We start from the raw sequence: 24,698 nt of genomic DNA on the forward strand, positions 1-24,698 counted from the left end.
CGAGGACGATGTGGGGTGATGCCGCTGTCACAGCGCCGCTTCGGCCCCAGGCTCGCGCGACACCCTGCGCTCGTCGCGCGCGCCGTTTACCAGCCAGTAGTGGTGAAACGCGAGCCGGATATTGTCGCGCAGTTGCGTGTCGTCCCACGGCTTGGTATAGAACCGGTGGATCGCCCCGCGATTGATCGAATCGAGCATCGCTTCAAGCCCGGTATGGCCCGACAGGATAATCCGTATCGTCTCCGGATACAGCTCCTTGACCTTGCTCAGGAACTCGGTGCCGCTCATGTTGGGCATGTGCTGGTCGCACACGATCACTTGCACCTGGTGCAGGGCTAGCAGTTCGAATCCTTCCGCAGGCGACAAGGCCGTCAGAATCCGGTAATTATCGCGCCGGAACAGCCGGTGCAGCGCCGAGAGCACATTGACGTCGTCATCGACCAGCAGCAACGTCTGGCGGCTTGACTCGCTCGCCTCTTGCTCCATCGGCAGCGCGCGGTTGGCCAGCAGCATCGCGGCCATCTCCTGCGCCGGCAACGGGCGGCTGAAGTGAAAGCCCTGGATCTCGTCGCAGCGGTGGCGCCGCAAATACACCATCTGCGCGCGCGACTCGACGCCTTCGGCAATCACCGTCATCTTCATGCTGTGCGCCATGCTGATGATCGCCCGCGCGATGGCAGCGTCGTCCGGGTTGACAATGATGTCGCGCACGAAGGCAATGTCGATCTTCAGCTTGTCGATCGGGAAGCGCTTCAAGTAGGCCAGGCTCGAATAGCCGGTGCCGAAATCGTCGATCGCCACCTTGATGCCGAGCTGCTTGAGGTTGTTCAGCACCGCGATGGTGTGTTCGGCGTTCGACATCAGCGCGCTTTCGGTCAGCTCCAGCTCCAGCAGCGCGGGGTCGGCATGGTGGTTGGCGATGGCGGCGCGCACGTCCGCTTCCAGGTCGCCCTCGACGAACTGGCGGCTCGACACATTAACCGCGACCCGCAGTTCGCCCACGCCGTCGGCCACCCACTGCGCCATCTGGCGGCATGCTTCATTGATGACCCACGCGCCGGCGCGCACGATCAGGCCGGTCTGCTCCATCACGGGAATGAATTCGGCCGGGAAGACCAGGCCGTAGCCGGGGCGGTTCCAGCGCAGCAGCGCTTCGGCGCCGCTGATGCGCCCCGTCGACAGGTTGATCTTGGGCTGGTAGTACAGCACGAATTCGTCGTTGTCGAGCGCGCGCCGCAAGGCCAGCTCCAGGTCCAGGCGCGCTAGCACTTGCACGTTCATGCCGGCGGTGAAAAAGCGGTAGCCGTCGCGCCCCGCCTCCTTGGCGCGCACCATGGCCGTGTCGGCGTAGCGCACCAGCGTTTCAGGGTCGGTGGCGTCGTCCGGGTACATGGCGATGCCGATGCTGGTGGTCAGAGCGGCCTGCTGCCCGTGCAGGTCGAACGGGGCGCGCAGCGCTTCGCGCACCTCGTTGGCCACGCCCACCGCATCGACCTGGTCGCGCGCCATGGTGACGATGAGGCCGAACTCGTCGCCGCCCAGGCGCCCCACCGTGTCGCGAATGCGCACGCACTGGACCAAGCGGCGGCTGAACTGGCGCAACAGCTCGTCGCCCAGCGCCGCGCCCACCGAGTCGTTGATGATCTTGAAGCGGTCCAGCGCGATGAACAGCACGGCGATGCGCCACTCCTTGTCCTGCGCCAGCTCGATCGCCTCGTGCAGCGTCTGGAAGAACAAGGTGCGGTTGGGCAGGCCGGTCAGGCTGTCGTAGCTGGCCAGGTGCTTGAGGCGCTGCTGCGCCAGCTGGCGCTCGCTGATGTCGCGCGCCACGGCTATGAGCATGCGCTGGGCGCCCAGCGTCTGCACCTGCCAGTAGGTCTCCACCGGCACCAAGGTCTGGTCGGCGCGCGTGAGCCGGCCTTCCACCAGATCCGGTTCGGCGTCGCCGGCCGCGCCGCGCGCGTCCTGCAGCGTCAGGTCAAGGGGGCAGGACAGGCCGAACTGCGCCGGCGCGATCGCCAGCAGCGCCGCACGCTCGTGGCCCAGCATGCGGCAGGCGCCTTCGTTGACGTCGATCAGCGCCATGCCGGCGCCGTCGATCAGGAAGATGGCGTCGGCGGTGGCATCCATGGCGCTGCGAAAGCGCTGCAGTTCGGCGGTGCGTTCGCGCACTGTCTGCTCGAGCAGCGCGCCGTAGTCGCATGCCGCGCGGTGCATCAGGCGCACTTCGAGCATGTTGCGAATGCGGGTGAGCACCTCGACCGGCTCGAACGGCTTGCCGACAAAATCGCGCGCGCCGGCGTCGAGCGCCTGCAGCTTTTTGTCCGGTTCGGCCGTCACCACCAGCACCGGCAGGTAGGAGCCGGTCTCGATCGGCTTGAGCGCCTCCATGACTTCAAAGCCGTTCATGCCGGGCATGTGCAGGTCGAGGATGATCAGGTCGTAGCGATGCTGTTGATGCAGGGCCGCCACCGTCAGCGAATCGGTGGTGCTGCTCACGTTGGTGTAGCCGGTGTTGACCAGCAGGTATTCGAGCAGCTGCACATTAACGGCCTGGTCGTCGACGATCAGGATCGCGGCGGCGTGAATGTCGGCCTGGGTGATCATGATTGCCCCCGCAGCTGTTGGCCGCGCAGCGCGTCGAGCATGGCCAGCGTGCTGTCGATCGCGTCGTTCAATTCGTCGATGTTGATCGGCTTGGTGAGGTAGCGGTAAAAGCCCGCCTCCAGGCCCCGCTCCACGTCGCGCGGCATGGCGTTGGCGGTTAGCGCCAGCACCGGAATGTGGCTGGTGGCCGGGTCGCGCCGCAGTTCCTGCAAGGCGTCGATGCCGCTCATGCCGGGCAGGTTGATGTCCATCAGAATCAGGCGCGGCTGGTGGGCCTTCGCCATGTCGATGCCCAGGTGGGCGTCGGGCGCGGCGAGCAGCTGCAGGTCGCTGCGAAAGGCGACGATCTCCTGCACCAGCTTGAGGTTGGCGCGATTGTCTTCCACGTACAGCAGCGTGTGAACAGCGCCGGGGCCGGTGGGAGCCTGGCGCCGCTCCAGCGCCAGCATGGTGGCGCTGGGCTGCGCCGAAGCGGCCGGCTCGGCCAACCCAAGCTCGATCCAGAACAGCGTGCCCACGCCGACGCTGCTCGAGACGCCAATCGCCCCTTTCATCAGTTCGACCAGCCGGCGCGTGACGACCAGGCCGATGCCGGTGCCCTCTTCGCCGCTGTTTTCCTGGCCCAGCCGGTTGAACGGCTGGAACAGCGCGGCTACCTGGTCGCTCTGCAAACCGTGGCCGGTGTCCTGCACCGCCAGGCGCACCCGCCCCGGCCCGGCAGAGGTGCAGCTAAAGACCACGGCGCCCAGGTCGCGGTTGTACTTGACCGCGTTCGACAGCAAATTGAGCAGCACCTGCTTGAGGCGGGTACGGTCGGCCAGCACCACCGCGCCGGTGGCGTCCGGGAACAGCATGCGGATCTGGCGCGCGCGCGCCAGCGGTTCGATCATGCCGCGGCATTCGTCCAGCATGTCGTCTAACGCCACCGGTTCCATCGACAGCGTGACGGTGCCCGATTCGACCTTGGCCAGATCGAGGATTTCGTTGATCAAGGTGAGCAGATGGCGGCCGGACTTGAGCACGTGGCTGGCGAACTCCTTTTTTTGCGCCAGCGTCGTGGGCAGCGTGTCGGACGTCAATATCTGGGTAAAGCCCAGGATGGCGTTGAGCGGCGTGCGCAGTTCGTGGCTCATGGACGACAGGAAGGCCGACTTGGCGGCGCTGACACTGTTGGCCGCAGCCATGGCCACTTCAAGCTCCTGGTTGATCATTTCCAGCTGCATGGTGCGCTCCTGGACGCGCCCCTCCAACTGCTCGTTTAGCCGCATTACTTCCTGCTGCGCGCGCGCGATGGCGTCGTTGGACTGCTCGAGCGCGCCGGTGCGCGTCTCGATTTCGGTCAGCATGGCATTGAAGGAGTCGACCAGTTCGCCCGCTTCGTCGTCGCTGATGCGGCGCGCGCGGCGCGAATAGTCGCGCGTGGCGACGACGTCGCGCGCCACTTCGGTGATCGAGGAAATGGGCGCCGTCAAAAACCGCCCCAGGCGGCGCGTGAGCAGCCATGCGATCAGCAGCGCCAGCAGCGTGACGCCGAGCGCGACGAGCAGATAGTCGATGGCGCGCGCAACGAGCGTGTATTCGGCGTTTAGGTACACGGTGCCGAGCAGCTCGCCGTTTTCGTACACCCGCTTGTAGACCAGCAGCGAATCACCAACAACGCGCGCGCCCTCGAGCCGCATTTGCGCCGGCTGCGCCTGGCGCGGCAGCGGGCGCTGGTCGCCCGGCGCGGCGTAAGAGGCGAACAGCTTGCCCTGGGCGTCATACAGCGCGCCGGCGCGCACGGCCGGGCGGATGCGCAGCAGCGCCAGGTTGTCGCTGGCCAGCTGGACATCGTCAAAGGCGAGCGCGGAAGCGGTCATGCGGCCGAGCAGCTCGGCCTGGGTCGACATGTCGGCCAGCAGCGCCCGATGGTAGGCGCGCAGGTCGTACGCCATCAGCGCGCTGATCGACACGACCAGCGCGGCAAGCTTGGCCAGCAGCACCACGGCCACCAGCTTTTGGCGGATCGAGCGCAGCGTGATCATGCCTCGACCCAGGCAAGCGGGGCCGGCGGGGGTGGTTCCCCCATGGGAACCAGGATCGGACGATCTGGCGGCATGTTGGTCCAAAAAAAGATGGGGCAATGTTCTTACCCCTACGCAATTAGAGGATAGCAGCCTCGAGCAACGAAGTGGCGCACGGCAGATACTCTTATTTGTCGCATATCAATGCGCCCAGCCCGGTGCTGTGCTGTCCAGCTTGACTATTGCCCACAATTACATAAGGATCAGGGGACAGTTTTCGCCCCTGCATGGTAAAGTAGATTTGAAGGCCCAGGCCGCAGCCGCGCCCAATTTCACCCGACGACCGACCTCAAGGAGCAACACGTGACGAACGACATTATCGACTTGGCCGCACAGGTGGGCCGCGCCCTGCAAGCGAAGGGGCTGCTGCTGGCCACGGCCGAATCTTGCACCGGGGGCGGAGTCGCCCAGGCGATCACGGAAGTGGCCGGCTCGACCGGCTGGTTCGACTGCGGCTTCATTGCCTACTCCAACGCCTCGAAGACCGAAATGCTGGACGTGTCGGCGGCGCTGATAGCGCAGCTGGGCACGGTAAGCGAAGAAGTGGCCGCCGCCATGGCCAAGGGTGCGCTGGCCAACAGCAACGCGCACGTGGCGCTGTCGACCACGGGCATCGCCGGCCCCACCGGCGCGGTGCCGGGCAAGCCGGTCGGCACGGTGTGCTTTGGCTGGACCCGCGGCGACTCGACCTATACCGAGCGCCTGGTGTTCGCGGGCGACCGCCAGTCGGTGCGCGAGCAGACGGTGGTGCATGCCCTCAAGGGACTGCTCCGCTTCGTTGAATAGCCTGACGCGCGGTCCGTTGCGATCCCTATTTTCCTGGGGCTGGCCGCTGGCGGCGGCCTGCATGGCGCTGGCGCCGGGCTGCCAGGCGCGTCAGGCGCCCAAGGCCCCTACCGTGCCTACCGTGCCTACCGTGCCTACCGTGCACACCGTCTACGCGGCCGGCGACATTGCCTGGTGCGAGAAAAAACCCGCCTTGCTGTCGGACGCCAACGACACCGCAAAATTGGTCGAGAGGGGTCTTGCGGCCAGCCGGGACGCGTCGGTCCTGCTGCTGGGCGACAACGTCTACCAGCGCGGCACGGCGCGCGAATTTCACGACTGCTACCAGCCCACCTGGGGCCGCTTCAAGGCGCGCACCTGGCCGTCCCCCGGCAACCATGAATACGCCACGCCCGGCGCAAAGGGCTATTTCGACTACTTTGGCAACGCGGCCGGTATCGGCTACTACAGCGTGGAACTGGGCGCCTGGCATGTGATATCGCTCAACAGCAACCTGAGCGGCGCGGCCCAGCAGGCGCAACTGGCCTGGCTGGAGAAGGACTTGGCCGGCAGCCGGACCCGCTGCACCCTCGCCTACTGGCACCACCCCCTGTATAGTTCCGGCTGGCACGGCAGCATTGCGGTGATGCGGCCGGCCTGGGCCTTGCTGTACGAGGCGGGCGCCGAACTGGTGCTGTCGGGCCATGACCACATCTACGAACGCTTCCTGCCGCAAGACGCCAACGGCAAGCTCGACGAAGAGCGCGGCATCCGCCAGTTCGTGGTCGGCACGGGCGGCGCGTACTACACGCCGTTCAAGTTCCCAATTGAGAACAGCAAAGTGCGCGACAATAGCCGCTTTGGCGTACTGAAACTGGTGTTGCGGGAAGACAGCTACACCTGGGAATTTTTGGAAGCATCGTATGACGGCTTCCCGAACGGGCAACAAGCCGATCGCGGCGAAGGCAAGTGCCACTAAACATACGGGAGCAATAGATGCACAACACGGTACACTTCATTCTCCAGGGTAAGGGCGGCATCGGCAAGACGCTGGTCTCCACCATCCTGGCGCAATGGCTGGCGGGCAAGGACGCGCAGCGCCTGCGCTGCTACGACACCGACCAGGAAAACGCCACCTTCTCGCGCTACAAGGCGATGGATGTGAAACACGTGCCCGTGATGACCGACGCGCGCACCATCGACCCCAAGCGCTTCGACGCGCTGATGATCGACATCCTGGAGGAAGAAGGCAACTGCGTGATCGACAATGGCGCCAATACTTTTTCGCCGCTGATGGGCTACCTGCTCGAAAACGATTGCTTCGACCTACTGCAAGAATCCGGGCGCAAGGTCTACATCCACTGCATCGTGGGCGGCGGCGACACGCTGCACGACACGGCCATGGGCTTTGTGTCGACCGCCAAGTCGACCAGCGTGCCGCTGGTGCTGTGGGAGAACGAGCATTTTGGCCTGCTGCAGTCGGGCACCGGCAAAGTGTTTACCGAGTCGCAGACCTACGCCGACAATGCGGCGCGCGTGGTGGGCCGCGTGGTGCTGGCGCAGCGCAATGCCGACACCTTCGGGGCCGACATCAAAAAGATGAATATCGCGCGCATGACCGCCGCCGAAGTGCGCGAAAGCGAAAAATTTAACGTGATGGAAAAGCAGCGCATCAAGGTCGTGTTCCACGACCTGTTCGAGCAACTCGACAAAGTGCAGTGGTAAGACGATGGACCAGCAAAAACTGCGCACGCTGGTGTTTGAAAAGACCGGCGTCAGGATCGACATCGACGACCCGATTTTCGCCCTCGTCGCCCTGAACGAAGCGGTGCTGGCCGAAGCGGTGGAGCGCCACGTGGCGCTGCTCGACGACGCCACCGCCGACCTGGCCGAGCAGGCAGACGCCCTGCTGGCCGCCGGCAGCGTGTGCCGCTATGGCGCCGGAGAACGGCCATTGGCCACACCCGCCACGCCGCTCATGCCACTCACTCCCGCTGTCGCGCCGCCGCTGGCGGAAAAAAGCTTGATAGCGCTGGCCGGTGGCGCTGCCGTTCTGTGCGCGCTGCTGGTGCTGGCCGGGCAGGCGTTGCTGTTGAAGCCACCGGCCGCCCTGCCCTCGACCGTGATTGCAAAAGAGCTCACGCCCGAGCAGGCGCTGGCCATTCGCCACGGCGAAAAACTCAACAAAATCGTCCAGAAACTGGACCCTAAAACCCGTAACGCCATTCTGGCGGAGATGCAAAAACCTTGACCATGTCTTCACTTAATCTGCTGGCGGTGCCCGCCCTGGTGCTCTCGCTGGGCGCCATGACCGGCGCTGCCGCCGCGCCCAAACTGGCGATCGAAAAATACACGCTGCCCAACGGCCTGGAAGTGATCCTGGTCGAAGACCGCAAGCTGCCGCTGGTGGCCGTCAACATCTGGTACCACGTGGGCCCGGCCAACGAAGCGCCCGGCCTGACCGGCTTTGCGCACCTGTTCGAGCACATGATGTTTGCCGCCACCAAGCACGCGCCGCGCGGGCTGGTGGACCAGCTGATGGAAGGCGCCGGCGCCACCGACTCGAACGGCAGCACCGACTTTGACCGCACCAACTACTACGACACGCTGCCGTCGAACCAGCTGGAGCTGGCGCTGTGGGCGCACGCGGACCGCATGGGCTACCTGCTCGACGTGCTGGACCAGAAGGCGCTGACCAACCAGCAGGACGTGGTGCGCAACGAGCGGCGCGAGAGCATCGAGAACCATCCGTACGGGATCGTCGAAGAAGCGCTGTTTGCGAACCTGTTCCCCAAGACGCACCCGTATCACGCCAACATCATGGGTTCGCACGCCGACATCCAGAGCGCCAGGCTGGCCGACGTGCGCGACTTCTTCACCCGCTATTACGCGCCCAACAACGCCAGCCTGGTGATCGCCGGCGACATCGACAAGGCCGGCGCGCGGGCGCTGGTGGCCAAATACTTCGGCACTTTCAAGCGCGGCGCCGACGTCGCCAAGCCGAACGTCGCCACGCCTGTCATCACGGCCGAGCGACGCGTGACGGTGGCCGACCGGGTCGAGCTTGAGCGCGTGATCATCGGCTACCTCACCACGCCGGCCTACCAGCCGGACGACGCCGAGCTGTCAATCGCCGCCCAGATCCTGGCCGGCGGCAAGGCCAGCCGGCTGTACAAGGCGCTGGTGTACGACAAGCAGCTGGCGCAAGACGTGAGTGCATCGCAACACGGCTATGCGCTGTCGTCCGTGTTCGAGATCGACGTCACCGCGCGCCCGGGGCACAGCGCGCAAGAAATTGAAACGGCGATTGATGCCGAACTCGATGCCCTGATCAAGACCGGGCCGAGCGAACAGGAAGTGCAGCGCGCCCAGTATGCGATTGAAACGTCGCTGCTCACCTCCGTGGAAAAAATCGGCGGCGACGGCCTGGCCGACATCGTCAACGAATACAACCAGTACACGGGCGAGCCGGACTACCTGGCCAAGGACCTGGAGCGCTACCGGCGCGTGACGCCGGCCGACGTGCAGCGCGTGCTCGCTGCGCAGCTGCGCAAGAACGCGCGCGTGGTGGTGCATGGCGTGCCGGGCACGCCGGTGCTGGCGCCCGAGGTGCCGGTCACCAAGCCAAAGGACAAGCCGCCCAAGGCCACCGGCACCAATGCCGACGAAGCCTGGCGCCACCAGGTGCCCAAGGCCGGGCCGGCGCCGCGCATCACGCTGCCGGCGGCGCAATCGTTCAAGCTGGCCAACGGCATGACGGTGATCCATCACCACAACCCGGCGCTGCCGCTGGTGGCGGCCGAATTGATCGTGCGCGCGGGCGCCAGCGCCAATCCGCCGGCGCAGCCTGGGCTGGCGGGCTTTACCGCCGCCATGCTCGATGAAGGCACGGCCAACCGCAGCGCGCCGCAGATCGCCGAGGAACTGGCGCAGCTGGGCGCGGCGATCGGCATTTCGAGCGGCGCGGAAAGCACGCGCATCTCGTTCCTGTCGCTCAAGGCCAATTTTGCCGGCACGCTGGCAATTGCCGCCGACCTGCTACGCAATCCCGCTTTCCCCGAGGTGGAAGTGGAGCGCCAGCGCAGCAGCCGGCTGGCTGAATTGACGCAGCATGGCGAAGATGCGTCGGCCGTCGCCGATCTGGTCGCCCTGAACGTACTGTACGGGCCGCAGCATCCGTTCGGCCATGGCGAACTGGGAACCGAGGCCGCGATCGCCGCGACCACGCGCGCCGATCTGGCCGGCTTCTGGCAGCGCCACTACCTGCCCAATAATGCGGCGCTGGTGCTCTCGGGCGACCTGACGCAGGCCGAGGCGCAGGCGCTGGCCGAGGCATCGTTCGGCAGCTGGAAGGCCGGCGCGCTGACGGCGAACGTGGCCGCAGCGGCGGTGACGACCAAGGCCAACGTGGTGCTGGTGCACAAGGCCGATGCGACCCAGACGGCACTGCAGGTAACGCTGCTGGGACCCGACCGCAAGACGCCGGACTTTGCGCCGCTGGAAGTGATGAACGCGGCGCTGGGCGGCTTGTTCACGAGCCGCATCAACAACAAGCTGCGCGAAGAAAAAGGGTACAGCTACGGCGTGTTTTCGCAGTTCGACTACCGCCGCACGGCGGGCCCGTTCGACATTGCCGGCAGCGTGCGCACCAATGCGACCGGCGCTTCGGTGGCCGAGATCATGAAGGAAGTCAAGGCGATGCGCGAGCACCCGCTGCCGGCGGGGGAACTGGACAACGCGAAAAATGCACAGGTGCTGTCGCTGCCGGGCCACTTCGACACCAATGAAGGCGTGGGCGCGAGCCTGGCCGGCTTGTTCGTGTACGACCTGCCGCTCGATTATTACAGTACGCTGGCGCAGCAGTTTTCGACCGTGACGGCGGCGCAGGTGCAGGACGCGGCCCGCAAATACCTGGTGCCGGAAAAACTGGTGGTGGTGGCGGTGGGCGACCGCAAGAAGATCGAGCCGCAGCTGAAAAAGCTGAAATTGGGGACGATCGAAGTACGTGGGGTGGACGGCAAGGTGCGTTGAGGGGCCGTGCTTGCCTGATGATCTATAATGACTTTTCAGCAAGTTAACGAAAGTCACCATGATCACTGCTCCTCCGCGCCCGCTTCCACGCCAAGCCCGACTGGGGTTTTTCAATAGCTTTACCATGTGGCTGGGGGCGGCTTTTTTCGCGCTCGGGCTGCTGTTTGTGTTCATTTACCTGGCGGCCACTGATGTATCACGGCATTTCAGCAAGGATGATCCGCGCGTTGCTGGGGTGATCACGAAGGTTTTTCGTCCATCTAACAGCAGCGACACCGCCACCAGCAGGAATATCACGTACGACTACCGTTATCAGGTCAATGGCAGAAGCTATGACGCGCAGATGGTCAGCACCGACTACCTCCAGACGGACCAGGTGAGCGTGCAGTACATTCTTGGCGCGCCTGAGATGTCGCGCATCGAGGGACTGGACGCTAACAGCTCGTTCGGGCTTCTGGTACTGGCGCTGGGCTTCGGCTTGATGGGTTTGCTTGTCTTGTTTATCAGCGTATCTGGAGCGCTGTACGACATTCGCCGTATTCGGCATGGCATCACGACCAATGCCACGATCGTGCGCAAGCAGCTGGCCACGGGCGGCTCGGCGCGCGTGCTGCAGTTCACCGCCGCGGACGGCCTTTCCTACGACATCGCTGCCGATACGCAGAGCAGTATCGTGTCGGAAGGCGAAAGCCGCGTCGTTTTCTACGTGCCAGGCGAGGCGGCCAGCGCGGTCATGCTTGACTATCTCGAGCCGGAAATACGGGCGTACCTCAACTAAGCAGGTAAGGCGGCGTCTGCTGCGCAGTCCCGGTGAAGTTTCCCTTGCTGCCCGGACAAACATGACCTAACATGTGAACAACTCTTCACATGTTAACTATGAACAATTTCAGCGATACCGATGTTGCCCAGCTCGCCGACCTGTTTCATCTGCTTGGCGACCCCACGCGGTTGCGCATTGTGCTGTCGTGCCTGGACGCGCCGATTGCCGTCGGCGACATCGGCGCCACGCTGCAACTGAGCAGCTCCCTGGTCAGCCATCACTTGCGCCTGCTGCGCGCGGCCCGCATCGTCAAGGCCGAGCGCCAGGGCAAGCAGGTGTTTTATTCGGCGGCCGATGCCCACATCAGCGGCGTGCTGGCCGACATGCTCGAACACATTGCAGAACCCACCAACGGAATCGACCCATGAACCACGACCACCACGACCACCACGACCACCACGAGCACGGCCACGATTGCAAGCACGAGCATGCGCACGAGAAGCATGATCACGGCCATGGCCACCATCACCATCACGTTGACCCCAACGGCAACGGGCGCGCCTTTGCGCTGGCGATCGGCCTGAACACGCTGTTCGTGGCGATCGAGTTCGGCTACGGCTTCATCGCCAACTCCACCGCGCTGATGGCCGATGCCGGGCACAATTTATCAGACGTGCTGGGGCTGATGCTGGCCTGGGGCGCCGCCATGCTGGCCAAGACCGCGACCAATCATCGCTACACTTACGGCTTGCGCAGCACCTCGATTCTGGCGGCGCTGCTCAATGCGCTGTTGCTGATGCTGGCCTGCGGCGCTATCGGCTGGGAGGCGGTGCATCGCATCACCAGCCCGGCGCCGGTGGTGGGTGGCACGGTGGCGGTGGTGGCCTTGATCGGGGTTGCCGTGAATGGCTTTTCGGCCTGGCTGTTCATGGCCGGCAGCAAGGACGACATCAATATCCGCGGCGCCTACCAGCACATGGCGGCAGACGCGGCGATCTCGCTGGGCGTGGTGATTTCGGGCCTGACCATCATGGCAACGGGCTGGACGTGGCTGGACCCGGCCGCCAGTATCGTCATCGTGCTGCTGATTTTGGTGAGTACCTGGTCGCTGCTGAAAGAGTCGCTGCGGATGGTGCTGGCGGCGGTGCCGGACAATGTGGACGCGGCCAAGGTGACCGCGTTCCTGCAGGCGCGACCGGGCGTAACGTCGATCCATGATTTGCATATTTGGGCCATGAGCACGACCCAGACGGCGCTGACGGCGCATCTGGTGATGCCGGCGGGGTATCCGGGCGACGCGGCGGTGGATGCGATTACCGATCAGCTGAAGGCGGACTATGCGATTCATCATTGCACGCTGCAGGTGGAGATGGGGACGACGGAGCATGGGTGCGCGCTGGATGTGGCGGGGCATTGAGGGTGTGCAACTTGGGTGTATGGCTGTGTTAAGCTTTGGGCAATCTTAAACAAAAAAATATACGCCGGACGCTGACAAGTGCAGGCGAGCCCAGATGAAATCGAAGTCACTTATTGCACTGCATTCGGGGATGGCCATTGCCGCCATGTTCACGGTCGGCATTTTTCAAGGCTGCCGGGACAAAGCCTTCCCCCCGCCGCCGCTCCCGACCCAAGCGCAAATCAAGGCGCTGGCGGAAAAGACCAAGCAGCACTTGGTCTTCGTCGCAGGAGGTGAATTCCAGATGGGTAACTTCATGGAACGCAGTGCGGATCGGAAGGCACCGCCGCCCGACGAAATGGACGAGCGACCGCTGCATCAGGTCAGGCTATACGACTTTTTGATCGGAAAATACAAAGTCACGCTGGGCGACTATGACTTGTACGCTGCGGCGAATGGCCGGCTACTGCCTTACACGATGCTCAAGGCGCGGCACCCGGACCGCAGGAGTCGGGCTCACCCGAAAAGCGCGGCATTTCCGGCAGGCGTCAGTTGGAGCGAGGCACAGGATTACTGTCGCTGGATTGGCAAGCAGGCCGGCGTAGCGATGGATCTGCCTACTGAAGCCGAATGGGAATATGCGGCGCGTGCACGCGGGAGAAAGTTAGTGCATCCGACAGACAACGGCGATATGGACCTGGGAAGAAATTACCCGTGGCCCGTTCAGTCGCTGGGCGACGACGACTTTTTTGGTGATTTTTCTGTAGGCCAGTACCCTGCCAACCCTCTGGGACTGCACGATCTGGCGGCGCTAGGATTTGAATGGACCAGCGACTGGTATGCGGCCGATTATTACAGCCATTCGCCGTCTGACAATCCACGCGGTCCGGCGAGCGGGACCGAAAAGGTCATCCGTGGCGTGTGGAGCAACCACGCCTTTGCGGCCACGACGTTCCAGCGCGCCGGGCGCATGCCGGAGCGGGAACGCAGTGCACAAGTTGAAAGCCATGGGGGCTATGGATTTCGCTGCGCATCCCATCCCGTGGCGCCTGCGAAAGGCCAGCAATGAGTTCGATGGGACTGCCGCGCGAAGTGCCGTTACGGGTCCGGCTGAACCTCTATGTGCGCTCGATCATGAACATCGTCGGCTTTTCCCTGTTCCTGTTCGGGGCGGTATTCGTGGCCGTGGCCCAATCAATGGCTGATTTTGGTTCGACCATGCAGTTCAGGGATAGCGACCCGGTCACGATGGGCCAGTTGGTCGACAAGCGGCAGACGGGGAATCGTTCTGGTGGCCGCAGGGGGTTTTACGTATTCAAGTACAAGTTCGCCTACGTCGCAGGTTCATCCCGCTATACAGGCGTTTCTTATGCTAAGGATATCGGCCTGATGGCGGGCAGCGCGATACCGGTGGCCTACGTTCCAGGCAATCCGGGCGTGGCCCGTATCAAGGGCATGAGCTCGGGGCCGTTCGTCAAAGTCGGCATCTGGCTGGCGCTGGGCGCGGCGGCGATTTGCGTCACAGGTCTTGGTATCTTATTTTTTGGGATGAAGAAGGCTTGGCAATTCAGCTTTTTGGTGAGGAAAGGCGTGTTAACTACGGGAACTGTCACGGGCAAGGTGAGTACGGGGTGGACGGTGAACGGCAAAAACGAATTTCACGTGCAGTTTCAATTCAAGCATCAGGATGGCCGGATATGCACGGGGAGCGTGAAGGAGCACGAGACGAACTTGCTGGAAGATCAGCAGCTCGAGCCGGTTCTCTACGATGCTGCCAAGCCGTCGAATGCCATTCTGGTCGATGGGCTGCCGAGGCAACTGCGCTCTTTTGTGCCTGGGTAATCGCGGGCGCTTCGTCATTCAATATGGAGAGATTTCATGGAAATTAGCAAACTATCGGCTCGCCACCGCGGTCAGTGTAAATATCCAATAAGCCCCTTTAAACAGGCATTCCGATCCAGCGCGATCACTCAGTCTGCGTTGGCATGAGCGAGCCTGCTCTGCCGCGCTCTGTCCCGTTTGGCGTCCGGATAAGGCTCCTCAACACAATCAGCGTCGGCGTCGCGCTCTTGCTGCTGGTAGTCGGAATCATGTTCCTGGTTGTTGCTGACAGCATGGCCGACTTTAAGTCCGTGTTTTATTTCACGGACAGTGACCCGCTCACTACAGCCGTGTTGCTAAGCAAAACAAAATCGGGCGCTTCGGTTGGCAGCCGCAACAATGGCTATTACCTCTACGATTACAAATATGCGTACACGGTTGGCGCCGTCGACCATCGCAGCAAATCGATGGCGGCTTACAACGATTTGAATCCAGGCGATCACGTGACGGTTGCCTACGTTGCCGACAAACCTGAGCTGTCCCGCATTCAAGGGATGACGGCGGCGCCATTCGTCACCGGCGGTATTTGGCTGGGGGGCGTATCGCTGGGTGTAACACTGGCAGGGCTGGTGATGGCCTATTTTGCGATCAAGTGGATCGTGAAAAATATCCATCTTGTGCGGCATGGCGTACTGACGACCGGCTCGCTGGTTGGCAAACAAATCACGAGCACGCAGTACAACGGGCGCTATATGTTCGCTTTCCGCTTCCAGTTCACGCACCGGGACGGCAGGGTTTTCACCGCCAGCGCGACGACGGAAAAGATTGAGCTACTGGAAGGCGCGAACGGTGCGGCGCGGCTACTTTACGACCCCAAGGACCCTGCGCAATCTGTCATGCTCAATCTACTGCCGGCGAGGTTGCAGGCGCTAGTTGAAAGGCAATGATGCCGCACTACGCCGCCGCCGCAGTTGGTTTGATTGTCGCTGGGTGTCTCCTGAGCTGCGACGCCAGACCTGCGCTTCCCACGAAAGGCGAGATTCGGGCACTCGCAGAAAAAATGAAGAATCAAATGGTGCTTGTGAAAGGCGGCGATTATCAGACGGGGGACTTCGGCCAAATCCATTCTTCTGCCCCTTGCACAAGGTAACGCTATCGGACTTCGTCATATCAAAAAATAAAGTCACGCTTGCGGAATATGATAGCTACGTCAAGGCGACAGGGTTACCGCTGCCCTACACCGGAAGCCATGCGAAAGCAGGCGACGTCGCGATGCGCGCGCATCCTGAGAGCGCACGTTTCCCTGTAGGGGTGGATGGTAGGATGCGCAAGATTTTTGCCGGCGGATAGGCAAGCAAACCGGGCAGGCCATGGAGCTGCTTACGGCGGCGGACTGGGAGTACCCCGCCCGAGCGCGGGGCGCCTGGCTGATTCAGGCAACGGACAACGGGAAAGAAGAACCAAGGCGGAATTTTCCTTCATACGAGGGAACCAAAAAAAATTCGCGGTGACGGCAATGCGGAATGGCAGGTCGGCCTTTTCCCGCCTAATTCGCTCGGTTTGCATGATGTGATGTGGGGAGCAATGGCTTCGAATGGACAAATGACTGGTATGCGGCGGGCTATTACGCAGCCTCGCCGGCCAGCGATATGACGGGGCCGGCAAGCGGGCTAAAGAAAGTCATCCGCAGTCATCACAACGGCAGCAATGCCGCCATGAAGTTCCAGCGCCGTGCGCGAGAACCCGAAGTGGCAAAGAGCCCGACCAACGTCACGAATCGTTCTTATGGGTTTCGCTGTGTATCGCGCGCCAGTGCCGGGCCGTGAGGCGGAGCCTTCGGATGATTGGGCTCTATTGATGCCAAGGCTATCCATGGATCTCCGATGGTTTTTCGCCAGCTCGTGCCTAAGCCGGTTTTCGCCAGTCCTGTGATATTCTGGAAGAAATCTTGCGACAATAACATTCGACGCGGAGCTGCGTCACAACTCAAGCGACCCCATGAAAAATAAAGCCATTCTTCCGCTTCGCCCGACACTTGCCTGTGCTGCGTTGCTTACAACAAGTTTTTTACTGGGCTGCGACGCAAAGCCAGTCCACGTCCCCACGCCGACAGCAGTGCAAATCCAGGCGCTCGCCACCAAAACAAAGGCTCAGTTGGTGCTCGTGCAGGGCGGCGAATTTCAAATGGGCGACTTCGGTGAAATTCATTCAGCCGACAAATTGCCCTACACCAGTGAGCCGTACGACGGTCCATTGCACAAGGTAATGCTTTCGGATTTCTCCATATCCAAATATAAGGTCACCCTTAGTGACTATGATATCTACGCATTGGCGAACGGCCTGCCCTTGCCATACCAGGCACCAGATGTCGTCGCAGACGACCCCACGTTACGAGCCCACCCACAAAGCCCACTGTTTCCCGTAGGAGTAAATTGGCAAGACGCCCTAGGCTATTGTCATTGGATCGGAAAGCAAATTGGGCAAGCAATGGATTTGCCAACGGAATCGGAGTGGGAGTATGCAGCTCGTGCCCGCGGGAGGTTTCTCGTTTACGCAACGGACAATGGGGAGGCGAACCTTGGACGTAATTTCCCGAGTTACGATCAGGTAGTCAAAATCCGCGGTTCAGGAAGTGGTGATTTGCCGGTTGGTAAATATCCGCCCAATTCGCTGGGATTGTTCGATATGGGGATCAACGGCTTCGAATGGACCAACGACTGGTATGCTGAGGATTACTATGCACGTTCCCCTGCAAAAGACCCGCATGGCCCCGATAGCGGCACCAAAAAGGTCGTGCGCGGTATCGATAATGGTGTCGATTTACCTGCAAAAACGTTCGAACGTAGCGCGCGTGAGCAGGAACTGGTAAATAGCAAAAAAAATGCGACAAACGCGGGCTATGGATTTCGCTGCGTGACCCGACAAAAATAGCCGACGCGGCTGCGACTGGAGGCCGCTGATTCTTGCCACGCAGATGCGCAACAAGATCAGTTGCGCAATCATACTTGCTTCAAAAAGGGAATACCGCGGCGCCCTTTTTTATAAAAAACTCCGAAAGCGCAGTTGGCGCGAGGTCATCTGTTAGTAAACCCGCGACCGCAGCTTGCGAAGTTCACCCTTATTGCCTAAACCTTCACAAAATTGGGCTTAATCTTGCCTTCCCGAGGCTTGGCTCTTAAATCGCTTTCCATTTTTTTCAATGCATCGCTCATGTCCAAGCCCTGCTCTAAAAATTTGATCAGCTGTCCACGATAACTTCCCGGCCCCTTCTGGCCTTGCGGAGTTACACGCCAGCATACATTTTTCCACTCATTTTGAGTTTGGACCCACCTAAGTATCGCCAACACGGCTCTTTTGCGTTCAGGGTAGCGGTCCGGAAGCATGATAAAACGGTTCGAAAGCACATCTCTGCTGGAAAAACCATAGTTGCCCACGTCCATACTATCTGCGGGACCGTGGCGGGTGAGCTGATACAAAAGCATACCTTTCGTCTCAGGAGTGCTAAATCGCAGCAAAGTGTCGTCCGCTAGAATGCGTTTCGCAAGTGCATTTCGCTTGCCCGACTCGTCCAATTTCCGTGATACGGACTTTGCAACATCGTCAATTTGCCGCTGCGTCTCGTACATAAACTCGCCCAACGCCTGACCCGACTGAATCGCCAGAAAGACAATGTCCTTTATCGCATCGAATGCTGCCTTCTCGACATATTCAAGAAATTCGTAATTTGAAGCGTGTAACTGATGGAAGAACCAACAAACGAAATTGAATATTTCGGGAACATTGACTTCAAAAGCGATCTTCCCGCGCAGGCCGAGGCCCCAGGACGCGCTTGCATGGAAAATGATTCCAAACTTCCCGTGCTTATAGATGATTTTTAGACCAATAGATGCACCAGCCCCGGCCATCGCCGAAAAGCCAGGCGAAATTTTTGCCAAGTCGTCCCATTTTTGCTCGTCAGCCTTCTCAAAATTCCACCATTGGAAGAGGACATAGAGATCAACATCAACTTTCACGCCGGCAAATACAGCCAACTCTCCTTTTACTAACTCATCGGGATCCTTTGTATGCGATGGAGGTCCCGCCTGTGCTGGTGGTGCGTTGTCAGGATGTGCAGACCCAACTCTTCCAAACTTCCAACCGGGCGGAGGAGGCAAATTGGGCGGGGGACCCGGGGTTGAAGGGACGGCCCTAAAGGAGTTCTTGTCAAACTCCATTCCTAACTCCCCAACGCAATGCGCACCCACGACGCCGGCCACCACCGTCTCCATTTGCAACCGAATCAGACCAACGCTGAATGACTTCGTGTTGTTCATGTTCCAAAACTTAAGATCGTACCCAAATCTGTTTGGAATATTCACAACGAAGTTCACTTTCCCTTCAGCCAACGAAAGCTGCGCCTTTGCCTCTGCCTTCAGACCAACCTTGCCTTCAAGGGGCTTCCAAATTGCATCCACGCCGACTCCACCGACGTAGCGCATTAACTGCGCCTCTGCCTTAAGGTCAATCACGTCATCAGCAAGCTTGCCCAGCTGACCGCTTCCAAATTTTCCCTTCGCGTCCCACTTTGTGTTCTTGTTGAACTCTTCTGTCCAGGAGTTAAGCGTCTTGATTGTCTGATGTTCGTCGAAGGAATAGAGCTCCCACTTAGCCTCGGTTTTCTTGACATCGCTGACTTGCTTTTTCAGCTCTGCCGCATCGAGCTTCTTCCTTCCAGTAGTAGGATCTTTCTTCCAAAGGTTTTCCTTCGGATCTTTATGCATTGTCGTATTAAGCTTTTCCGGCCCATCCTTCGGTGCAAGGGAAATGCACGGCCATGACTTGTCCAATTCTTGGGAATTTACGAATACCATTTTTGCCCTGTGCTCGCCGTTTTTATAAACGGGCACAAGTTCGACAATCCCTCTGCTTGCTCCACCCTTTTTGAACTTTTCAAGAGAGTCAAGTTGACCTAATTTCTTGCGCAGCCTGGCGTTGGTAATTTGCACTTTCTCACATGCATCTGCGTGAGCTTTCTGGAGTCTCCCCGCTTCCAGACGCTTGGCCGGATCGGCAGGAAACTTCCTGAGCGCATCGTAGGAATCGAGCACCTCCGAAACCTCTGCATTGGCTTTGTGGTAATCGCTTACCACTTTGCGCATTTCTAATATGTGCGCCTCGAACTTGGCTGCGGCACGCTCGGGGACATGAATGAGTTCGAAAGTCTCCGGCCTGAAGTATAAAAGCGCAGGTTCGTACTTGGCCACGACATGACTATTTTTTGTCGTATTCAAGGTGCCTTTCGGGCGCTGCGGTGGGGCACTCGCAGGTTTCTTATTTGCAGGTGCGCCAGTGTGCGTGGGTTCGGCACCGGACGGATGAGATGGCGCGGTTCCGGCAGGCGCTGAAGGCGTCGGCTTCGACTTGCCAGCGTCGGATGCAGGCGCAGTTGGATGGGACACATTTTCGCCGCCCTTTGCCGCAACTTGGCCGGCACCCGCACTCGATTCAGCAGAGCCGGGCGGCGTGGTCGTACCAACGAAAATCTCGACACTGTCCTGGCGACTCCCGTGTACGCGTTCAGTGCGTCCATGTTCATCTGTGGTGCCAGAAAATACCTTACCGTCGCCTCGCTTGATGCAGTAAGGCATATGGGCCATTAGCAGGCCAGTGAACTCGTCCTCAATAACGAACTGCTCGTCATATCTTGGCTTGGCCTTCGGCAGTTCAGGTGGGCCAAAGCTGCCATCAGCGGGACCAGACAGCTCTTTCTTGCTCGCCTTGAACTCGATCTTTCCCGGACCGTGCAGCATGATGTTGCCGCCCTCGATCTTCAGGAACGCGCCCTGCGCCGTCATCATCACATTTTTTGCCGCGGCCACGGTCACACTCTTGGTCACGCTCGCCACCGTAATCGCCTTGTCCGCAGTCACGCGAATTTCGTCCGACTGGCTATGCGCATTGACCTTGCCGCTGGCCGCGTGCAGCTTGATGCCCACTTCCTGGTTCGGCTTGTCGGCATTGCTTGCCTTGCCATACGTGAACAGGCTAATGCCATCCATCACCGCGTGAAACTGATTGCCCTGCGACGCCAGATTGATGTCCTGCCCGGCCGTGATGCTCGATGTCCTACCGGCAGAAATAATCGCGCTCGCTGGCGTCGCCGCCACAATGCCCGACGGCGCCGACAATTGCAGCTGCGGCATGTTGTAGGCAGCAACTTCGCCCATGCCCCCGCTGCCTTCCTTGACCTCGCCACCCTTCGCCTTAGTCTCGAGCGTGGCGATGCTGTCAGCCATCTTCTCAATGGCAGGCAACTTCTCCGGCGCGGGTTCATTTTTCAACTTGGCATTATGCTTTTGCGCGGTCGTCGCCATGGACTTTTGCAAGTTTATGCTGCGCTGCACCTGCGCGCTCGCTTCCTTCGAATCAAGTTGCGCCCCGGTCGCGTTATTCCGCGCATCGGTCGACAACAGCAGCCCCTTGCCCGCGCGTACCGCCGCACTCATCTCGGTTTTCAATTCAGCGCCAAAGCCTACTGGCTGCAAACGCTGGTTATCAGTCTGATGGCGCAAGTGGCCCAGGTTCAGTTCATCGGTCCCTTTGTGCGCAGCGGCGTGCCGCTGCAGCGACAGGCGCGACTGGCCCGGGCTGTCGTCCATCACCAGTTGGTTGTACGCACCCGCGCCACCCTGGCTGGTCTTCATGGACTGGGTCTTGATGCCAGACAGGACCGCAGGATGCGCATGCGCGCCAGCTTCGCCCGGAAACCATGGCGGTGCATTGCCCGTGCTTACGCCAGCACCCTGGCTGACCTGGTTATTCTGCTGGTCGGCCTGTCCGCTGCCGTTGTAGACGGCGCCGATGACCACCGGGCGATCAATGTCGCCTTCGAAGAAATCGATCAGCACTTCCTGTCCAACGCGCGGCAGCGCGTGGCTGCCCCAATTCGCGCCTGCGACCGGCGCCAGCGGCGTGGCAACCCGCACCCAGGTGCCCGCCGTATCGTCGGCCGGGGCGCCGGTATGGTTGCCCGCTGCCGGATGGTCCAGGCGGCTGTGGCTTTGCACGCCGCGCTGCCAGTGAAATTGCACCTTTACCCGGTGGTCGCGGTCGGTATGGATCACGCTGCCCGCAGGGCCCACCACGATGGCTGTCTGCTGGCCCCGTATCGTCGGACGCTGGAACCGCGCGCGCCCTTCGCTGTCGAACACACAGCTGCGGTATGGAATGCTGCTGCGAATCGCGTCGATGCGGTTGCGGTAAAGCGGTCGCTCGCCTTCTTCCTTGCCCACTGCGTGCAAACTGTCGGCACTTTCTTCATCGATCAACAGCGTCAGCGCTGCCGGGGCAAGGCGGGCGTGCAGGTCAGCTTGCAGTTCCGCGCTCAGATTGTTGTGCATCAGGTGCACGGTGCGCACGATCAAAAAGGTGCGGCCGTCGGCGCTGTCGGCAGCGTCGAGCTGGGCCTGCCCCTGCAAAGTGAAGGTGGTGCCAGGCGACAGCGTGCGCACGGTGCCTGCAGCAACATGAACTTCCCTGCGCGCGACCAGGCCTTGCATTTGATGATCGGCCAGGCGCTGGCCTTGCTTGCGCGTTTCGTAGGCGTACGGTCCGAGCGTGTCGCGGCCAAGCAGCACGGTCTCACTGCCGTCGCCGCTGGCAGTATTGAGCGGACGGTGGTCAAGGCTGCGGTAATCCCAGCTGCTTAGTTCAAGCGCATTGGTTTGCTGGCGCATCTCGGTGCGCCAGCGGTCGAGGCCGTCTTCTTTCATGACAGCGCCGGACTGCGTAAAGCGGATCTGCGGCTGACGATTGGACTGGAAGCTGCCGTTATGGTCGGCAATCACCATCGTATGGCTGCCCAGCGTCGCGCTGCCAGGGTCGCCGCTATGCTCAAAGAAATAAAACAGGCCTTCTTCGGCCATCAGCCGTTCGGCGAAGGCCAGGTTGCTTTCCTGGTATTGGGTGCTCAAGCTGCGGATCGGGTAGACGTCACGGTCGGCAATATCGAAGCGCCATTCGGGCGCCAGGCTGCCTTTGCCCTGGTATTCGCCAAAGACGGCGTCCAGGATGTCAAACACGGTCATGTCCTGGAACACACGGCTGTCGCGGCCAAGGCCGAGGAAGCTGGTCCACGGGCCCAGTGTCAGCTGGTAGCGGGCAAAGCCGCCATTGGCGCCGCTGTGCTCGATGCCGGTAATGTAGCCATGGAAAGGGCGCAGATCATCACGACTGTGCGAAGTGAGCAGTTGCAACAGCGCAGGCTGGCCAATCAGCGACTTGAGCGCAATATCGGCATCGGTCGACAGCGCACTGATCGCAAATTCGAAGCCACCGCTGATACTTTCTTCGCCGCGCACGCACTCCGCCAGGAGCTTGTCGCGTCCCAGCGGGGTGGTCAATTGAAGAAGGCGCGTTTCCTGCGAAAATTGCGCTAACAGTAACTGCGAAATCGATGCTGCCGTGATGGCCATGTGTAATGTCTCCCAAAAACCTTGCCGCTCAAGGAGCAGAACAAGGCTTTAATTTTAGCAAACATTACATTAATATAATTATTAATCGTGCAGAACTGATGAAAATATAGTCAAAATGCATCAAAAACGACGCCCTGCAGCGCGCCTCAGGCCAGGTTGGCGAACAGCGCAGTGGACAGGTAGCGCTCGCCAAACGAGGGAATGATCGTCACGATCAGCTTGCCTGCATTTTCGGGACGGCGCGCCACCTGGATCGCCGCCCACAGTGCGGCACCCGACGAAATGCCAACCAGCAGCCCTTCTTCGCGCGCTGCGGCCCTGGCGGTTGCGAAAGCATCGTCGCTCTTGACGGTGATGACTTCATCGTATGCCGCCGTATTGAGCACGCCGGGAATGAACCCGGCGCCGATGCCCTGGATCGGGTGCGGTCCCTTGGTGCCCTTGGACAACATGGGTGAAGCCTCTGGCTCGACGGCAATAGCCTGAAAGCCTGGCTTGCGCGACTTGATGACTTCGCTCACACCGGTAATCGTGCCACCCGTGCCCACGCCGGCGATCAGGATATCGACATTACCGTCGGTATCGCGCCAGATTTCCTCGGCCGTGGTGCGCCGATGGATCTCGGGATTGGCAGGATTATTGAACTGCTGCGGCATGAAGTAGTGGGGATTGGCCGCGCACATTTCCTCGGCCGTGCGGATGGCGCCCAGCATGCCTTCAGGGCCGGGCGTGAGCACCAGCTCGGCGCCATACGCGCGCAGCAGCACGCGCCGTTCGCTGCTCATGGTTTCGGGCATGACCAGTTTGCAGCGGTAGCCGCGCGCCGCGCACACCATGGCCAGCGCAATGCCGGTGTTGCCGCTGGTGGGTTCGACGATGATGGTGTCGGGCCCGATCAGACCGGCTGCCTCGGCCGCTTCGATCATGGCCAGGCCGATCCGGTCCTTGACGCTGTGGGCAGGATTGTAAAACTCGAGCTTGGCGAGAATTTCCGCGCCTGCCCCCTTGGCCAAGTTGCGAATCCGGACCAACGGGGTGTTGCCGATTAACTCAGTGACATCATTTGCGATTTTCATTGTGCCCGCCCGAGGTGGTTCTTTGCGTTATTTAACGTCCATCAGTTCAACGTCGAAGATCAAGTCCGCGTTCGGCCCGATCAGCTCGCCCGCACCGCGCCCGCCGTAAGCCAGGTGGCTGGGGATGATCAGGGTGCGCTTGCCGCCCACCTTCATGCCCATCACGCCCTGGTCCCAGCCCTTGATCACGCGGCCGGTGCCCAGCGCAAACTCGAGCGGCTCGCCGCGCGTGTGCGAGGAATCGAACTGGCGTCCGCGCTGGCGCGGAGCCATCGACTTGAACAGCCAGCCGGTGTAATGCACCGACACCATCGAACCCTGGCCGGCCACTTTACCCTTGCCAACCACGGTATCGGTAATGACCAGCGGATCCAAGCCGGGCGCGGACGGCACCGTCAGCGTCGCTGGCGCGTCGGCTGCAGGGGCGCCCGCTTCGGCTGCCACGGCAGCGTTGGCGGCGCCGGCAGCAAGCTGCGCGGCGGACGCGGAATCGGTGGCGGCGGCGGCGGCCGTGGCTGCTGCCGCGGCCGAGGCCTGCAGCTTGGTCTTGTGCTTGGCCTTGACGGCCGGCTTGGTCGTTGCCGTTGCCGTTGCCGTCGCCTTTGCGCTGGCATCGCCAGCCTGGCCGGCCGCGTGCGCCATCGAAGCGGCGGCGGTGCAAATCATCAGGAGGTAAATGGAACGACGCATCATGTTGGGTTCTTTCGAAAAAGTGGGGCTACATGC

At 61.2% G+C, this 24,698-nt stretch carries 17 protein-coding genes; 12 read left to right on the forward strand and 5 right to left on the reverse strand.

Features of this window, described 5'->3' with window-relative positions:
* Positions 1-27: 27 nt before the first annotated feature.
* Together ACP7BV_RS19215 and ACP7BV_RS19220 are read right to left on the reverse strand one after the other, a co-directional pair.
* On the reverse strand, positions 28-2,607 hold the full coding sequence (locus tag ACP7BV_RS19215; RefSeq protein WP_426106086.1) for an EAL domain-containing protein: 2,580 nt from the start codon (positions 2,605-2,607) through the stop codon (positions 28-30).
* On the reverse strand, positions 2,604-4,631 hold the full coding sequence (locus ACP7BV_RS19220) for a response regulator (protein WP_426106087.1): 2,028 nt from the start codon (positions 4,629-4,631) through the stop codon (positions 2,604-2,606). The genes ACP7BV_RS19215 and ACP7BV_RS19220 overlap by 4 nt, the downstream gene beginning before the upstream one ends.
* Positions 4,632-4,973: 342 nt before the next feature.
* On the opposite strand from ACP7BV_RS19220, the gene ACP7BV_RS19225 reads away from it, so the two are divergent.
* The 12 genes from ACP7BV_RS19225 (at position 4,974) to ACP7BV_RS19280 (ending at position 17,374) form a co-directional block, all read left to right on the forward strand.
* Positions 4,974-5,456, forward strand: coding sequence for a CinA family protein (locus ACP7BV_RS19225; RefSeq protein WP_426106089.1), 483 nt, complete (start codon positions 4,974-4,976; stop codon positions 5,454-5,456).
* A gap of 16 nt (positions 5,457-5,472) precedes the next feature.
* Positions 5,473-6,414: a metallophosphoesterase family protein gene (locus tag ACP7BV_RS19230; RefSeq protein ID WP_426106090.1), complete on the forward strand. Its 942-nt coding sequence runs from the start codon at positions 5,473-5,475 to the stop codon at positions 6,412-6,414.
* 17 nt (positions 6,415-6,431) lie between these two features.
* The gene (locus ACP7BV_RS19235) at positions 6,432-7,160 is read left to right on the forward strand and encodes a hypothetical protein (protein WP_426106091.1); all 729 of its coding nucleotides are present in this window, start codon (positions 6,432-6,434) and stop codon (positions 7,158-7,160) included.
* 4 nt (positions 7,161-7,164) lie between these two features.
* Positions 7,165-7,686, forward strand: coding sequence for a hypothetical protein (locus ACP7BV_RS19240; protein ID WP_426106092.1), 522 nt, complete (start codon positions 7,165-7,167; stop codon positions 7,684-7,686).
* 2 nt (positions 7,687-7,688) lie between these two features.
* Positions 7,689-10,466: a M16 family metallopeptidase gene (locus ACP7BV_RS19245; RefSeq protein ID WP_426106093.1), complete on the forward strand. Its 2,778-nt coding sequence runs from the start codon at positions 7,689-7,691 to the stop codon at positions 10,464-10,466.
* A 58-nt stretch (positions 10,467-10,524) separates the two neighbouring features.
* Positions 10,525-11,244 carry a hypothetical protein gene (locus ACP7BV_RS19250; protein WP_426106094.1) on the forward strand — a complete coding sequence of 240 codons (720 nt, stop codon included), beginning with the start codon at positions 10,525-10,527 and terminating at the stop codon, positions 11,242-11,244.
* Positions 11,245-11,342: 98 nt separating this feature from the next.
* Entirely contained in the window at positions 11,343-11,654 is a 312-nt protein-coding gene (locus ACP7BV_RS19255) for an ArsR/SmtB family transcription factor (RefSeq protein ID WP_426106096.1), read from the forward strand.
* On the forward strand, positions 11,651-12,643 hold the full coding sequence (locus ACP7BV_RS19260; RefSeq protein ID WP_426106097.1) for a cation diffusion facilitator family transporter: 993 nt from the start codon (positions 11,651-11,653) through the stop codon (positions 12,641-12,643). The genes ACP7BV_RS19255 and ACP7BV_RS19260 overlap by 4 nt, the downstream gene beginning before the upstream one ends.
* A gap of 94 nt (positions 12,644-12,737) precedes the next feature.
* The gene (locus ACP7BV_RS19265) at positions 12,738-13,691 is read left to right on the forward strand and encodes a formylglycine-generating enzyme family protein (RefSeq protein WP_426106098.1); all 954 of its coding nucleotides are present in this window, start codon (positions 12,738-12,740) and stop codon (positions 13,689-13,691) included.
* Entirely contained in the window at positions 13,688-14,464 is a 777-nt protein-coding gene (locus tag ACP7BV_RS19270; protein ID WP_426106099.1) for a DUF3592 domain-containing protein, read from the forward strand. Before ACP7BV_RS19265 ends, ACP7BV_RS19270 begins: the two co-directional genes overlap by 4 nt.
* Positions 14,465-14,607: 143 nt before the next feature.
* Entirely contained in the window at positions 14,608-15,390 is a 783-nt protein-coding gene (locus tag ACP7BV_RS19275) for a DUF3592 domain-containing protein (RefSeq protein ID WP_426106100.1), read from the forward strand.
* Between the two features lie 1,051 nt (positions 15,391-16,441).
* A complete protein-coding gene (locus tag ACP7BV_RS19280) occupies positions 16,442-17,374 on the forward strand; it encodes a formylglycine-generating enzyme family protein (protein ID WP_426106102.1) in 933 nt (310 codons plus the stop codon).
* 194 nt (positions 17,375-17,568) lie between these two features.
* Here ACP7BV_RS19280 and tssI read toward each other — a convergent pair whose 3' ends face one another.
* From tssI to ACP7BV_RS19295, 3 genes are all read right to left on the reverse strand, one after another.
* Complete coding sequence (gene tssI / locus ACP7BV_RS19285) at positions 17,569-22,896, reverse strand: type VI secretion system tip protein TssI/VgrG (RefSeq protein ID WP_426106104.1); 5,328 nt, start codon at positions 22,894-22,896, stop codon at positions 17,569-17,571.
* A 146-nt stretch (positions 22,897-23,042) separates the two neighbouring features.
* On the reverse strand, positions 23,043-23,972 hold the full coding sequence (gene cysK / locus ACP7BV_RS19290) for a cysteine synthase A (protein ID WP_426106105.1): 930 nt from the start codon (positions 23,970-23,972) through the stop codon (positions 23,043-23,045).
* Positions 23,973-23,999: 27 nt separating this feature from the next.
* Positions 24,000-24,665 (reverse strand): FKBP-type peptidyl-prolyl cis-trans isomerase, encoded by a 666-nt coding sequence (locus ACP7BV_RS19295; RefSeq protein WP_426106107.1) that lies wholly within the window; start codon positions 24,663-24,665, stop codon positions 24,000-24,002.
* Positions 24,666-24,698 lie beyond the last annotated feature (33 nt).

Origin of the sequence: Massilia sp. TSP1-1-2 (assembly GCF_049896185.1) — a bacterium.
Taxonomy (GTDB): Bacteria; Pseudomonadota; Gammaproteobacteria; order Burkholderiales; family Burkholderiaceae_D; genus Telluria_A.